This is a genomic window from Micromonospora sp. NPDC093277, from assembly GCF_044765245.1.
Lineage (GTDB): Bacteria > Actinomycetota > Actinomycetes > Mycobacteriales > Micromonosporaceae > Micromonospora.
The window spans coordinates 100,902-114,210 of the sequence record NZ_JBIWJO010000004.1; the positions used below are offsets into that span (position 1 = coordinate 100,902).

General features: G+C 73.5%; 13 protein-coding genes. 2 read left to right on the top strand and 11 right to left on the bottom strand.

What is annotated here, in order from left to right; all coding sequences use genetic code 11:
• Window positions 1-93: 93 nt before the first annotated feature.
• Genes ACIRG9_RS10695 through ACIRG9_RS10705 form a run of 3 tightly spaced genes read right to left on the bottom strand, consistent with a single transcriptional unit; the run spans window position 94 to window position 3,356 of the window.
• Window positions 94-1,659 (bottom strand): AMP-binding protein, encoded by a 1,566-nt coding sequence (locus ACIRG9_RS10695; RefSeq protein ID WP_402853335.1) that lies wholly within the window; start codon window positions 1,657-1,659, stop codon window positions 94-96.
• Between the two features lie 28 nt (window positions 1,660-1,687).
• Entirely contained in the window at window positions 1,688-2,902 is a 1,215-nt protein-coding gene (locus ACIRG9_RS10700; RefSeq protein WP_402853338.1) for an acyl-CoA dehydrogenase family protein, read from the bottom strand.
• A gap of 1 nt (window position 2,903) precedes the next feature.
• Window positions 2,904-3,356 (bottom strand): SCP2 sterol-binding domain-containing protein, encoded by a 453-nt coding sequence (locus ACIRG9_RS10705; protein ID WP_402853341.1) that lies wholly within the window; start codon window positions 3,354-3,356, stop codon window positions 2,904-2,906.
• Window positions 3,357-3,431: 75 nt separating this feature from the next.
• On the opposite strand from ACIRG9_RS10705, the gene ACIRG9_RS10710 reads away from it, so the two are divergent.
• Window positions 3,432-4,076, top strand: coding sequence for a TetR/AcrR family transcriptional regulator (locus tag ACIRG9_RS10710; RefSeq protein WP_402853344.1), 645 nt, complete (start codon window positions 3,432-3,434; stop codon window positions 4,074-4,076).
• Here the strand turns inward: ACIRG9_RS10710 and ACIRG9_RS10715 are convergent.
• From ACIRG9_RS10715 to ACIRG9_RS10740, 6 genes are all read right to left on the bottom strand, one after another.
• Window positions 4,045-5,322, bottom strand: a complete 1,278-nt coding sequence (locus ACIRG9_RS10715) for an adenylosuccinate synthetase (protein ID WP_402853347.1) — start codon at window positions 5,320-5,322, stop codon at window positions 4,045-4,047. The two genes, ACIRG9_RS10710 and ACIRG9_RS10715, sit on opposite strands and share 32 nt — an antisense overlap.
• Window positions 5,319-6,278: a hypothetical protein gene (locus ACIRG9_RS10720; RefSeq protein WP_402853349.1), complete on the bottom strand. Its 960-nt coding sequence runs from the start codon at window positions 6,276-6,278 to the stop codon at window positions 5,319-5,321. Before ACIRG9_RS10720 ends, ACIRG9_RS10715 begins: the two co-directional genes overlap by 4 nt.
• A gap of 10 nt (window positions 6,279-6,288) precedes the next feature.
• A complete protein-coding gene (locus ACIRG9_RS10725; RefSeq protein WP_402853351.1) occupies window positions 6,289-7,263 on the bottom strand; it encodes a serine/threonine protein kinase in 975 nt (324 codons plus the stop codon).
• Complete coding sequence (locus ACIRG9_RS10730) at window positions 7,260-8,012, bottom strand: NUDIX domain-containing protein (protein WP_402853354.1); 753 nt, start codon at window positions 8,010-8,012, stop codon at window positions 7,260-7,262. The genes ACIRG9_RS10725 and ACIRG9_RS10730 overlap by 4 nt, the downstream gene beginning before the upstream one ends.
• A gap of 81 nt (window positions 8,013-8,093) precedes the next feature.
• Complete coding sequence (locus ACIRG9_RS10735) at window positions 8,094-8,927, bottom strand: MaoC/PaaZ C-terminal domain-containing protein (protein WP_402854236.1); 834 nt, start codon at window positions 8,925-8,927, stop codon at window positions 8,094-8,096.
• 317 nt (window positions 8,928-9,244) lie between these two features.
• Window positions 9,245-10,603, bottom strand: coding sequence for a 3-oxoacyl-ACP reductase (locus ACIRG9_RS10740; protein WP_402853357.1), 1,359 nt, complete (start codon window positions 10,601-10,603; stop codon window positions 9,245-9,247).
• Between the two features lie 54 nt (window positions 10,604-10,657).
• On the opposite strand from ACIRG9_RS10740, the gene ACIRG9_RS10745 reads away from it, so the two are divergent.
• Window positions 10,658-11,950 carry an acetyl-CoA C-acetyltransferase gene (locus ACIRG9_RS10745; protein ID WP_402853360.1) on the top strand — a complete coding sequence of 431 codons (1,293 nt, stop codon included), beginning with the start codon at window positions 10,658-10,660 and terminating at the stop codon, window positions 11,948-11,950.
• Between the two features lie 133 nt (window positions 11,951-12,083).
• On the opposite strand, the gene ACIRG9_RS10750 is transcribed toward ACIRG9_RS10745, so the two are convergent.
• Together ACIRG9_RS10750 and ACIRG9_RS10755 are read right to left on the bottom strand one after the other, a co-directional pair.
• Window positions 12,084-12,596, bottom strand: a complete 513-nt coding sequence (locus tag ACIRG9_RS10750) for a hypothetical protein (RefSeq protein WP_402853363.1) — start codon at window positions 12,594-12,596, stop codon at window positions 12,084-12,086.
• A gap of 26 nt (window positions 12,597-12,622) precedes the next feature.
• Window positions 12,623-12,973 carry a hypothetical protein gene (locus tag ACIRG9_RS10755; RefSeq protein WP_402853365.1) on the bottom strand — a complete coding sequence of 117 codons (351 nt, stop codon included), beginning with the start codon at window positions 12,971-12,973 and terminating at the stop codon, window positions 12,623-12,625.
• Window positions 12,974-13,309 lie beyond the last annotated feature (336 nt).

Genomic DNA, 13,309 nt, shown 5'->3' on the forward strand with positions numbered 1-13,309 from the left:
GCTCCCGGTGGAGTGAGCGAACCTGCCGGAACAGCCGGCGGAGGAAAGGTACCACTGGTGGATTGGTCCCGTCTGTCCCCTGTGGTGTCCGACTCAGCCGTAGTAGCGGCGCAGTTCGCGGACGAGCACCTTGCCGGTGGCGTTGCGCGGCAGGTATTTCACGAAGACCACGTCCCGGGGCACCGAGAAGCGGGCCAGGTAGTGCCGCACGTACTCGCGGACCGCCTCCGCGTCGAGCGTCTCGCCGGGACGCAGGGCCAGGAACGCGGCGAGCCGCTCGCCGTACTCGGGGTCGGTTACGCCGATCACCGCGACCTCGCGGACCTGGGGCAGCCGGGCGATCAGGTCCTCCACCTCGGACGGGAAGACGTTCTCACCACCGGAGACGATCATGTCGTCGACCCGCCCGTCGACGAAGAGCAGGCCGTCGGCGGTGAGCCGGCCCAGGTCGCCGGTGTCCAGCAGGCCGTCGTGGCGTTCCCGGCCCGCCCCCGAGGTGTACCCGTCGAAGAGCATCTCGTTGCCCACGAAGATCCGCCCGACCTGGCCGTCGGGGACGGGGGCGCCGCCCCGGTCCAGGATCCTCAGGAGGGTGCCGTGCGGGGGCCGGCCAGCGGTGTCGGGTGCTCGGCGCAGGTCGGCCGGGTCGGCGATGGACGCCCAGGAGACCTCGGTCGAGCCGTACAGGTTGTGCAGGACGTCGCCGTAGCGGTCCATGAACGCGGTGGCCAGCCCACCGGGGAGCGCGGAGCCGCTGACCGCGACGACCTTCAGCTGCGGGCGGGGATCCGGCGGCGGCACCTCCATCAGCCGTTGCAACATCACCGGTACGGCGAACAGCGCGTCGCAGGGCTGCCCCGCCAGGGCGGCCAGCGTGGCGGCCGGGTCGAACCGGCGGTGCAGCACGATCGTGGCGCGCAGCGCGAAGGCCACCTGGAGGGCGGCGTACCCCCAGGTGTGGAAGATCGGCGCGGCGATCATCACGGTGTCCCGGACGTGCAGCGGGATCCGGTCGATGATGGACACCAGCGGGCCGAAGCCGTTCGGCGTGGGCCGCCAGGCGCCCTTGGGCGTGCCCGTGGTGCCGGAGGTGAGCACGATGGTCCGGCCGTCCTGCTTCGGTGGCTGGAGCTGGTCCCCGGGGAGGGCACCGGTGATCAGCTCCTCCTGGCCGCGTTCGTCGATCCGAGGCACGTCGGCGGGGAGGCCGAGGACCTGCTCGGCGAACTCGGCGTCGTGCACCAGCACGCGCAGCGCCTGCTCCTCGGTCACGCCGGTGAGCTGCGCCGCGGAGAGCCCGGTGTTGACCAGTACGGCGTCCGCGCCGAGCAGCGTCGCCGCGACGATCGCCTCGATCAGCCCGTGGTGGTTGCGGCACAGCATGCCGATCCGGTCGCCGGCCCGGACGCCGAGCCCGGCCCGCATCGCCCGGGCCAGCCGCTCCGCCCGGTCCAGCAGTTCCTGGTACGTCAGCGTGACCCCGTGCTCGTCGACCACGGCGGTACGCCCCGGATCGCGCGCGGCGGCCTGGCGCAGCTCGCCGGCGAGGCCCCAGCCCCACCTGCGCAGCGCGCCGAGCTGGGCGGCGACCCGGACGGGACGGCCCGGGTTGAGCAGTCCACGTCGGGTCAGCGTGGCGACGACGAACGGCAGGTCCATGCCGCAGCCCTCCCTCGGGGACCGGCGGTCAGCGGATCTGCATCCCGGAGATGGCCCGGGAGATGACCAGCCGCTGGATCTCGGAGGTGCCCTCGAAGATGGTGTAGATCTTGGCGTCCCGGTACCAGCGCTCGACCGGGTGGTCACGCAGGAAGCCGGCGCCGCCGAGCAACTGGACGGCCTTCTCGGTGACCGAGACGGCCACCTCGCCGGCCTTGAGCTTGGACATCGAGCCCTCGCCCGCGGTGAACGGCCGGTTGTTGCGCCCCATCCAGGACGCCCGCCAGACCAGCAGCCGGGCCGCGTCGATCTCCGTCCGCATGTCGGCGAGCGCGAACGCGACCGCCTGGTTGTCGATGATCGGGCGGCCGAACTGCACCCGCTCCCTGGCGTAGTCCAGGGCGTACTCGTACGCGGCGCGGGCCACGCCGAGCGCCTGCGCGCCGACGGTAGGGCGGGACAGCTCGAAGGTACGCATCGCCGCCTGGCCGGAGGCGCGCTGCCCGGAACGCGCCCGGTCGAGCCGGGCCAGCAGGGCGTCCCGCTCGCCGAGCAGGCAGCGCCCCGGCACCCGTACGTCGTCGAGGAAGACGTCGGCGGTGTGGGACGCGCGCAGCCCGAGCTTGCGCAGCTTGCGGGTGGCGGTCAGCCCCGGCGTGCCCGGCGGTACGACGAACGCCGCCTGCCCGCGCGAGCCCAGCTCCGGCTCGACCGAGGCGGTGACCACGTGCACCCCGGCGATTCCGCCGTTGGTGGCGTACGCCTTCTGTCCGTTCAGCACCCACTCGTCGCTGGCCGCGTCGTAGACCGCCCGGGTACGCATGGCTCCGACGTCGGAGCCGGCCTCCGGCTCGGTGCTGCAGAACGCGGCGACCGCTGGCTGGTCGACGTCACCGAAGCACTGCGGCACCCACTCGACGAGTTGGTCGGGGGTGCCGGCGCCGTAGATGGCGGCGACGGCCAGCGAGGTGCCGAAGATGCTCAGCCCGATGCCGGCGTCGCCCCAGAACAGCTCCTCGCTGGCGATCGGCAGGGAGAGGCCGGTGGGGTCGGCCCAGCAGGTGGCGAGGAACTCGAAGCCGTACAGGCCGACCTTCGCCGCCTCCTGGATGATCGGCCAGGGGGTCTCCTCGCGGGCGTCCCAGTCGGCCGCGGCCGGGCGCACGACGTCGCTGGCGAAGCCGTGCACCCAGTCGCGGAGGTCCCGCTGTTCCTCGTTCAGGTCGAGCGAGAACTCGGCCATCTCAGGCCTTGGGGATGTCGAACAGGTTGGCGATGTTGGCGGCCAGCCCCAGGTCGCCCTTGGCCTTGAGCTTGCCGGTCATGAACATCATGACCGGGTTGCCGCCACCGGAGACGATCTTCAGGAAGTCGACCGGGCCCATGGTGAGGCCGAGCTTCGGGTCCCGCTCCGGGGCGTCCGAGACGGTGCAGGCGCCGTTCTCGATGACGATCTCGTAGGTGTCGGTGCCGCCGTCGGCCCGGCCGGTGATGTTCCAGTGAATGACCGCGTTGGTGGCGCCGGCACGGTCGGCCCGGAACAGCGACGGCATGCGGCCGAAGACCTCGTTGAGGATCTTGCCACGCTTCTCGCCGGACATGACCTCGGCGATTTTGTCGTCGGGGGTGGACTTGACCAGCTGCGCGAACTCCTTGGGGCTGACGTTCGCGAAGTTGGCCGGGTCGAAGTCCGTCATGGGGTTGCACCTCTCGGGGCGGGCAGACGTGGTTACTCAGGCGTAACCCTACGCAGGAGTAGGTATGCTCGCAAGGTGTCCGGCACGCCCGCCTTCAAGCGCCTTCCCCGGGCCGTACGCGAGCAGCAGATGCTCGACGCGGCGGTCAGAGTGTTCTCACGTCGGGGTTTCCATGCGGCCAGCATGGACGAGATCGCCGACGACGCCGGCATCTCCAAGCCGATGGTCTACGCGTATCTCGGCACGAAGGAAGAGCTCTTCATCGCCTGCCTGCACCGGGAGGGCACCCGGATGACGGCGGCCATCGCCGGGGCGGCGGCCCCCGACCTGCCCGCCGACGAGCGGCTCTGGCGCGGGTTGCGCGCCTTCTTCGGCTTCGTCGGGGGACACCGGGACGGCTGGGCGGTGCTCTACCGGCAGGCCCGCGGCTCCCAGCCGTTCGCCGCCGAACTGGCCGCCATGCGCAACCGCCTGGTCGAGGTGGTGGCCGGCATGCTCGACCACGCGCTGCGGGCCCGGGGGCGCGAGGTGCACGCCACCGACCTGGAGGTCGTCGCGTACGCGCTGGTCGGCGCGAGCGAGTCGCTGGCCGACTGGCTCGCCGACCACCCGGAGGCGGACCCGGAACGGACCGCCGGCCGGATGATGAACATCGCCTGGCTCGGCGCCGACCAGCTCCTCCGCGGCGCTAGCTGGGAAGAAGGAAGGGCACCTTCATAACGCCTCCGGTAGAGAAGGGAACCCCGCTAACGGACTTGTCTTTGGCGGTGGGGCCGTGGGAGGCGAGTACCAGGGGGGTTTGCAGGGCGTCAGCCACCGCCGTGGGCCAGTGGGTGGGTGGGGTGTCGTAGACCGGGCGGGCCGACAGCAGGCGGGCGGTGAGGGCGGCCTGGCGGTCCAGGTCGCCGGGCGGGCCGGGGGTGAGCCGGTCGAGGGTGTCGTAGCGGCGGCAGATCCGCAGCTCCGGGCCGGCCAGGTCGAGGTGGGTGAGCGCCAATCCGTCCACCCCGCCGACCACGTCGAGGGCGTACCGGTGGGCGACCGCGTCGAAGTGACCGAACCGGAACCGGCCCTGCCAGGGGTTGGTCGGGTTGCGCGGGTCCGTGTACGGCAGCGCCGGGTCCTCGGTGACCAGTGGCCCGGGCCCGTGCCGGGTGGTCATCACCCGCAGCACCCCGAGCCTCTGGGCGGCGCCGGCCAGGCCCGCCTCGGCGAGCAGCGCCTCGGCGTTGGCGAAGGTGGTGGTGCTCCACGTCGTGTACGGGTGGAAGCCGTGCCACTCGTCCAACAGCACCCCCTGTGCCCCCTCGAAGACGCAGGTCCCCGCCCGCAGCACCCCGGCCAGGTAGCCCCGGTCCACGATCGCCACCCGTTCGGCGAACCCGGCGTACGCGGGCAGGCAGTCCTCGACCGGCGGGGCGTCCAGCGGGCCCAGCTCGGCGGTGAGCCGGTCCCGCAGCGCGGCGAGCCGGCGGCGCAGCACCGCCGGGCGGCGGCAGTCCGCCACCCGGGGTGCCTCGTCGGGGTGGGTGAGGCCGTACGCGACGGCCTCACCCACGCCCAGCCCGCAGGAGCCGTGCCGGTCGGCTCCCCGGGCGATCTCCCGGGCCCGGTTCGCGGCCCGGTGGTACGGGGTGGCCAGCAGCGCCTCGCCGTCCACGGACAGCCGGCCGAGCGCGTCGGGCACGCCGACCGCCGCGAGGTGGTCGGCCTCGGCGGCCAGCGCCAGCGGGTCCACCACCACGTGCCGCGACAGGTGGGTACGCACCCCGGGGCGGAACGTCCCGGCGCCGAACTGCGCGAACGTGTGGTGTCGCCCGTCGCGCAGCACGACGTTGTGCGCCGCCTGCGCGCCCCCGTTGAACCGGACCACCGTGTGCACCGGCCGGCTCGCGCAGAGCCAGTCCACGACGGTGCCCTTGCCGGCGTCGCCGTAGCCGAGGTCGACCACCATCACGTGCCTCACAGCCGGGTGACCCCGCTTCCGCCGGTCGGGGTGAACGGCAGCGCCGCCCCCGACGTCGGACGGCCACCACGCAGCGTCGCCAGCGCCTTGGAGACCGTCCGGCCGGCGGTCGAGCCGGCCCGGTCCAGGTCGCGCAGCCCCTCGTCCAGGTCGATGGCCTGCTCGCCGAGGCCGACGGTGAGCGCGATGGTCTCGCAGACCGCGTCCAGGTCGTCCAGTTCGACGGCGTTCTGCCCGAGCAGGCCGCGCCAGAAGTCCAGCACCTTGCGGCTGCCGGCGTACGCGCTGCCGGCCGGGAGCAGGTAGTAGGTGTCCCAGCGCCGGGTCACCTCGTCGACGATCTGCCGCAGCGGCACGCTCTCGCCCAGATCGTCGCCGATCAGCCGGGCCACCTGCCGCCGGTCCACCCGCTGGTACGCCAGTTCGTCGCCGATGATGAACAGGTAGCCCCGCCGCCCGCGCTTCTCCCAGCAGTCGGTGACCGTGTGCCGGGCCATGAAGTACATCGCCAGCTCGTACGACTCGGACATCTGGCCGCCACCGCCGCCTTCCAGCACGATCCGGCCGAGGTCGTCGTCCATCCGGTTGTCCGACTCGAACTGCCCGACCTGCAGCGGCACCCGGTCGCAGGTGGCGTCGCCGATCGCGCCGAACATGAGCTGCGGGTCGCGGGCGTACCCCTGGCGCAGCAGCAACCCGAGCAGCTGCGGCAGCTTGCTCTGGAGCACCCGGGGGACGTGGCCCATCGAGCCGGTCACGTCGAACAGCACCGCGATCGCGGTCGACTGCGGGTGCTCGTCGGAGTCGCGGCTCTCCCGGACCGCACCGCGGGGGTCGAGCGTCGGGTGCACGCTCCGCGCTCCGCTGTCGCTGTAGGAGAAGGCGCTCGCGCCGGTGGCCCGACGGTAGCGGTCGGCGGCGTCGTACACGTCGGTGGACCAGATTCCGCTGCCCATGGCAGCCTCCCTAGGGGTTGAGGGTGAAGGGCCGGAAGGTGCGGGGGCCGTACAGCCGCTCCAGCACCTCGTCGAGTTCGCCGAGCAGCCGCCAGGCGTCGTCGGGCCGGGCATCGAGCGCCGGTCGGGCGCAGCCGGCCGCGAAGGCGTGCAGCTCGTGCGGGGTGCGGTCGCCCATCAGCCAGGTCAGGCAGCGGGCGGCCATGGCCAGGTCGGTGCCGGGGCCGCAGGGCCGCCGCCCGGTCACCTCCGGCGGGTACCAGTCCTCGTCGCCGGGGACCAGCGCCGGGACCACGCCGCCGTCGGCCACCGAGAAGCACCAGTCGGCCAGCACCAGGCCGTGCGCGTCCGGCTCGATCAGCACGTGCCGGGGGAGCACCGCGCCGTGCACCACCCCGGCGCGGTGGGCCAGGCCGAGGGCGACCAGCAGCCGCCGCCACATCCAGGCCGCGTCGCGCGGGTCCAGCCCGTCCGGGTACGCCCGGCGCACCTCCTCCAGGCTGCGCAGCCCGGGCACGGCGGCCAGCACGTCGGCCAGCCGGTCCGCCCCGGTCGCCGCGTCCCGGACCCGGAACGAGTCGACCAGCCGGGGCACGTACGGCAGGTAACGTGGGTCGCCCCGCTCCGCGATCACCCGCAGGGCGTGCGCCTCGCGGGTCATCAGGTCGTTGTCGGCCGGGTCGCGGGGCAGCTTGAGCAGCCGGTCCGCTCCGACGTCGTACAGGTCGGCCAGGTCTCCGGCGTACGCCAGCCGGCGGAGCGTGTAGTCACCGAGCATCATGCCGCCTCCTCCCCGCCACCGGGTGGTGACCTCGATCAGCGCGTCGGTGGCCGCGGCGCGTACCGCCGGGTCGGCCGTGCCCAGCCGGTCGGGGTGCAGGGCCGCGACCAGCCTGCGATAGCGCTGGTTGGACATGTCGGCGCCGAACAGGTCGGCGTCGGTGCGGGCCGCCGCGACCATGCGGATGGCCTCCTCGGTCCTCACCGGACCGTCTCCTCGCGGGCGGGACGCAGCAGTGCCGGGTGCAGCAGCCGGGCGTCGCCGGCGCGGTAGAGCTTGGCCCGGGGCCCGCCGCGCGCGCCGCCGCGCTCGGTGCTGGCGCCGGTGCTCTCCACGAAGCCGGGCACCGAGAGCACCTTGCGGTGGAAGTTGCCGGCGTGCAGCGGATGCCCCCAGACCGTCTCGTAGACGGCCCGCAGCTCCGTGACGGTGAACTCGGGTTCGAGGAAGCGGGTGGCCAGCGGGGTGTACTCCAGCTTGGAGCGGGCCCGCTCCAGCCCGTCGTCGATGATCCGGGCGTGGTCGAAGGCGAGCTGCCGGCTGGTCAGCGCGGTCACCGGCAGCCAGACCGCGTCCTCGGCGTCGGTGCCGGCGGCCGGGTCGGGCAGATCGGGAGCGAACGCCAGGTGGGCGACCGAGACGATGCGCATCCGGGGGTCGCGGTCGGGAGCGCCGTAGCTGCCGAGCTGTTCCAGGTGTACGCGGCGCAGCCGTTCGCCGCCGAGCCCGGTCTCCTCGGCCAGCTCCCGGCGGGCGCCGGCGGCCAGGTCCTCGTCTGGGTGGACGAAGCCGCCGGGCAGCGCCCAGTGCCCCTCGTACGGCGGGGCGCCCCGACGGATCAGCAGCAGGTGCAGCGCGCCCTCGCGGATGGTCAGGGCCACCACGTCGACGGTGACCGCGACGGCCGGATAGTCCCGGGGGTCGTACGCGGCGAGGAAGTCCTGCTCGTTCACGGCGTCCCTCTCGTTATGAGAACAACTCAATATGAGAACAACTTAGCGCACGGGACGGCGAACGCCAACCCCCTCCCTTCCTCAGCGGACGGTGCCGACCAGCTGCGGCGCGCCCGACCGCGCGTCGTGCAGGGCGAAGTCCCAGGCCCCGCCGGTCGCGGTGGCGCCGAAGGCCACCATCGACGGCAACGGCACCGGCAGCTTGAACGCCACGTCCACCGTGTACGCCTCCGGCAGCCGGCCCGCCAGCGCGGCCAGGCAGCGGGCCTTGCTCCACATGCCGTGCGCGATCGGGCCGGGGAACCCGAACAGCCGCGCCCCGAGCCGGGAGGTGTGGATCGGGTTGTGGTCGCCGGAGACCCGGGCGTAGTCGGTCCCCACCCGGGGGGTCACCTGCCACTGCGCCGAGGGGGCCGGCGGGGCCGGGCGGTCACCCCGGTCGCGCCGCGGGCCGCCGCCCGCCGTCCGCTCCTTCACCAGGTACGTCGAGACGCCGCGCCAGACCTCCTCGCCCCCGACCGAGCCGATCAGCACCACGTCGAGCTGCCGGCCCCGTTCGTGCGGGCGCAGGTGCTCCGCGTACGTCCGGAAGTCCAGGGTCTCGCCGGCATCCACCGGCCGGTGCACGGTGATCCGGTTCGCCACGTGCACCATTCCGATCAACGGGACGGGGAACTCCGCCACGGTCATCAGCCGCAATGCCAGCGGGAAGCCCAGCACGTGCGGGTACGTGGCCGGCAGCCGGTCGGCGAGCCGGAACCCGCAGACCCGGTCGTAGTCGGCCAGGTGCGCCCGGTCCACGGTCACCCCGCTGACGGTCAGCTCCACCTCGGGCAGGTCCGGCCCGCGCCGCCCGCCCGTACCGGGCAGCGCCCCGAGCAGGGCGCGCCGGTAGAGCGCCCCGGCCGCCGGCATCCGGGGCAGGTCGATCCGGACCCGCTCGCCGGCCCGTACGGCCGTCCCGGCGACCACCGCCAGCTCCCGGGTGACCGCCGCGGCCGGCCCGGACAGGTCCCGGGTGGCGTCGGCGGCCAGGCCGGAGAGGTCCTGAGTGGCTTCGGCGGCCAGGCCGGACAGGTCCTGGGTCTCGTCGGGCGCCTGCCTCGGGCCGCCGCCAGCCGCCGCGACCGCGTTCCGGGCCGCGGTGAGATCCTGGGTCGGGCCCTCGATCAGCTCGTGCACCGACAGCTCCTCGGCCGGCTCTTCCGCCCGCCGTTGCTTCCGCCGCGCCATCACGCCCCCAGCAGACTCTGGCCGCAGACCCGGATCAGGTTGCCGGTGACCGCGCCGGTCGCCGGCCAGGACAGCCAGCCGATCGTCTCGGCCACGTCGACCGGCAGGCCGCCCTGGGCCATGCTGTTCATCCGCCGGCCCGCCTCGCGCAGCCCGAGCGGCATCCGGGCGGTCAACCGGGTCTCGATGAATCCGGGCGCGACCGCGTTGAGGCTGACGCCGCGCTCGTGCAGCACCGGGGCGAGCGAGTCGACCAGACCGATCACGCCGGCCTTGCTGGTCGCGTAGTTGGTCTGCCCCCGGTTGCCGGCGATGCCGGCGATCGAGGAGACCGAGACGATCCGCCCGCCGGCCGGGATCAGGTCGCGTTCCAGCAGCACGTCGTTGATCCGCTCCTGGCTGGAGAGGTTCACGTCGATGACCGAGTCCCAGCGGTCGGCGTCCATCCGGCCGAGGGTCCGGTCCCGGGTGATGCCGGCGTTGTGCACCACCGCGTCGACCCGCCCGTGCCGGCCGGCCAGGTGCTCGGCCAGCCGGGTCGGTGCGTCCGGGGCGGTCAGGTCCAGCTGTATCGCGCTGCCGCCGATCTCGTTGGTGACCGCGGCCAGCGCATCCCCCGCGTCGGGGACGTCCAGCGCCATGACCTGGGCGCCGTCCCGGGCGAGCACCCCGGCGAGCGCCGCGCCGATGCCCCGCGCGGCCCCGGTGACCAGGACGACCTGCCCGTCCAGCGGCCGATCCCAGTCGGCCGGCACGGTGGCGGTGCCGGTGCCGACCCGGACCACCTGCCCCGACACGTACGCGGACCGGCCCGAGAGCAGGAAACGCAGGGTGGCCTCCAGGCTGACCGGGGTGCCGGCGTTCCCGGCCGGCGTGACGTACACCAGTTGGGCGGTGACGCCCCGGCCGAACTCCTTGCCGATGCTGCGGGTCAGCCCCTCCAGGGCGCGCTGGGCGGTCGCCTCGCGGGGCGAGCCGCACTCGGCCGGCGGGGTGCCGAGCACCACCACCCGGCCGCTGGGCAGCACGGCCCGGGCCTGCGGGTGGAAGAAGTCGTAGAGCTGGCGCAGCTCGGTCGAGTCGGTGATGCCGGTGGCGTCGTACACCAGAGCGGCGAAGCGCGAGGCGGCGCCGGGGGTGGCGGTCGGGTCGGCCAGCTCGACCCCGGCGGCGGTGAGGATCTTGCCGACCGGCTCGGCGAGCCGGCCGCCGGTCGCGGAGCCGAGCAGGACCGGCCCGGGAACGAGCGGATCACCGGGTGTGTGCCGGCGCAGTCGAGGCGGGTCGGGCAGCCCGAGGCGCTTGACCAGCGCGCGACCGGCCCCCGATTGGACGAAGCTCGCGTACCTGTCGGTCATAGGCGTAGCCTACTGGCGAGTAGGGTACGGGCAACAGCTTAGAGGAGGCCGATCGTGCAGAGTGTCCGGCGGGTCGCGGTCATCGGCGGCAACCGCATCCCCTTCGCCCGGTCCAACTCGCGCTACGCGCAGGCGTCCAACGCGGACCTGCTCGGCGCGGCGCTGGACGGCCTGGTCGCCCGGTTCGGCCTGGCCGGGCAGCGGGTCGGCGAGCTGGTCGCCGGGGCGGTGCTCAAGCACTCCCGGGACTTCAACCTCGCCCGCGAGGTGGTGCTCGGCTCGAAGCTCGACCCGCACACCCCGGCGTACGACATCCAGCAGGCCTGCGGCACCGGGCTGGAAGCCGCCATCCTGGTCGCCAACAAGATCGCCCTCGGGCAGCTCGAGGTCGGCATCGCCGGCGGCGTCGACACCACCTCGGACGCGCCACTGGCCCTCAACGAGGACCTGCGCCGCACGCTGCTCCAGCTCAACTCCGCCCGGACCGTCGGCGAGCGGCTGAAGGCCGCCGCGAGGTTCCGCCCGCACCAGCCGTTCAAGCCGGAGATCCCGCGCAACGCGGAACCGCGTACCGGACTGTCCATGGGCGAGCACGCCGCGCGGACGGCGCTGCGCTGGCACATCGACCGGCAGGCCCAGGACGAGCTGGCGCTCCGCTCGCACCAGCGCCTCGCCGCCGCGTACGAGAAGGGGTTCTTCGACGATCTGATGACCCCCTACCTGGGGCTGACCCGCGACCAGAACCTCCGCCCCGACAGCAGCCTGGAGAAGCTCGGCTCGCTCAGGGCGGTGTTCGGCACCGGCGGGCCGGACGCCGAACAGGCCACCATGACCGCCGGCAACTCCTCCCCGCTCACCGACGGCGCGTCGACCGTGCTGCTGGCCAGCGAGGAGTGGGCGCGGGAGCACCACCTGCCGGTGCAGGCCTGGTTCTCCTGGTCGGAGACGGCCGCGGTCGACTTCGTGCACGGCGACGAGGGGCTGCTGATGGCCCCCACGTACGCGGTGCCCCGGATGTTGGCCCGGGCCCACCTGACGCTGCAGGACTTCGACTTCTACGAGATCCACGAGGCGTTCGCCTCGCAGGTGCTGGCCACCCTGGCCGCCTGGGAGTCGCCGGAGTTCTGCAAGGAACGACTGGGCCTGGACGCGCCGCTCGGGCCGATCGACCGAGGCCGGCTCAACGTCAACGGCTCCTCGCTGGCCGCCGGCCACCCGTTCGCGGCCACCGGCGGCCGGATCGTGGCCACCCTGGCCAAGCTTCTCGCCGAGCGGGGCAGCGGGCGCGGCCTGATCTCCATCTGCGCCGCCGGCGGCCAGGGCGTGACCGCGATCCTGGAGCGCTGAGCCGGTCTGGTCCCAGGCCGGGTTCGTCTGCCGGCGGTAGAACCGCACCAGTGCGCTGGTGTCGACCAGGAAAGCCTCGCTCACGCGGCGGCCGGCCGGTGCTTCTCGGACCCGTCCATCCGCAGAAGTGATATCAAGATTCGGTGGCTCGCGGCGAGGGGGCAGGCGTGGCCTGACTCTGGACCGCCTTCACCGGTCGATCCGGCCCGTCCCGATCCTGTCCCAGCCAGCCGAGAAAGCGCGAATAAAGAGCGTCGGCCGGCGCGTAGCGCAGATCTGCCGCCGCATCCGCCAGGTGCAGGCTCAGATAGATGCCGAGCGCCGCGTGATTCTTCGCGTACTCCTTGAGCAGACGCCGCCGGCGATTCGGGCACGGCCAGTCGTGGCCACAGGCGGCGCAACCCCAGCCAGGGCGGGTGGGCACATGCGCCGACGGAGCGGGAGCCGGGCGGACCCGTACGGCGTCAAACCCGGCGAGTACCCGTCGCTGGCGCGGGCCGGCGGGATGGCCCAACTCGATGCCCCGCAGGTTGATCCAGATCCCGTCGCTGTGCCGCTCGCGGCGACCCACCTCGATCAGCCGCAGCGTCAGCGTGCCCAGGCCGTAGCAGTAGTGCTGCTCCGGTATCGCTACGACGTCACCCACACCGAACCGCGCAGCACGTCGGCGCGTCACAGCGTGATCCAGGCGTCCGATCCGGCTGCAGGCGCGCCGAGCCGGAGCACCCAGGCGAAGGTCAGCAGCGGTGCTCGCCGGGGCATCGTCCGCCGCTGCGGCCCGAGCCAGCCCCGCCAGCCGCTACGCCGACGCCTCGGCTCGTCCGACGGTGGCACCGGTCGGCCCAGGTCGACCAGCCGATTCGCCGCCGCATTCGCCGGCCGGCATGGTCCGGGCACCAGGCAGATCGCGCAGAGGTTGCTCTCCGGATCGGGTATGTGGCTGTTCAGAATCTCGCGTGCCGCCTCGGCTTCCGCCTCGTCGCGGCACCACAACCGGTTGTTTGTTGACTGGTAGACGCCCATCTTCCACTCCTGTCCGACGGAGGGGCGGGCGCACGGCGGGGTCGCCGGCCGCAGGGGGAGTGCGCGGCCGGCGGCGGGTCGCTGCCGTACGACGGGCCGTACGCCCGCCCCGTCACGGTCCGGCGTCGCGTCGTCGGGTCGGCGCGGGCACCGGATTGGTCGGGAGCGGTCACGGCTGGACGCGCCACACCACCGCCCGGGTACGCGCGAGCGCGTACGGGTGGTAGACAGAAGGGGAGTCGTCCCCGGGACGCGATCCGGCTGTGGTTGCTCCCTTCGACTCATGCCGGACCGGGAGTGGGAGAGGCCGCCAAACCAGCCCCACCCCGGTCCGTT

Coding starts and splice junctions, on each gene's coding strand:
- ACIRG9_RS10695 (WP_402853335.1), bottom strand. CDS start 1,659: ATGGACCTGCCGTTCGTCGTCGCCACGCTGACCCGACGTGGACTGCTC.
- ACIRG9_RS10705 (WP_402853341.1), bottom strand. CDS start 3,356: ATGACGGACTTCGACCCGGCCAACTTCGCGAACGTCAGCCCCAAGGAG.
- ACIRG9_RS10700 (WP_402853338.1), bottom strand. CDS start 2,902: ATGGCCGAGTTCTCGCTCGACCTGAACGAGGAACAGCGGGACCTCCGC.
- ACIRG9_RS10735 (WP_402854236.1), bottom strand. CDS start 8,927: ATGCCGGCGGCCGGGGCGCTCTACCGGCGCGCCCTGCTCGGGGCGCTG.
- ACIRG9_RS10740 (WP_402853357.1), bottom strand. CDS start 10,603: ATGACCGACAGGTACGCGAGCTTCGTCCAATCGGGGGCCGGTCGCGCG.
- ACIRG9_RS10755 (WP_402853365.1), bottom strand. CDS start 12,973: ATGGGCGTCTACCAGTCAACAAACAACCGGTTGTGGTGCCGCGACGAG.
- ACIRG9_RS10720 (WP_402853349.1), bottom strand. CDS start 6,278: ATGGGCAGCGGAATCTGGTCCACCGACGTGTACGACGCCGCCGACCGC.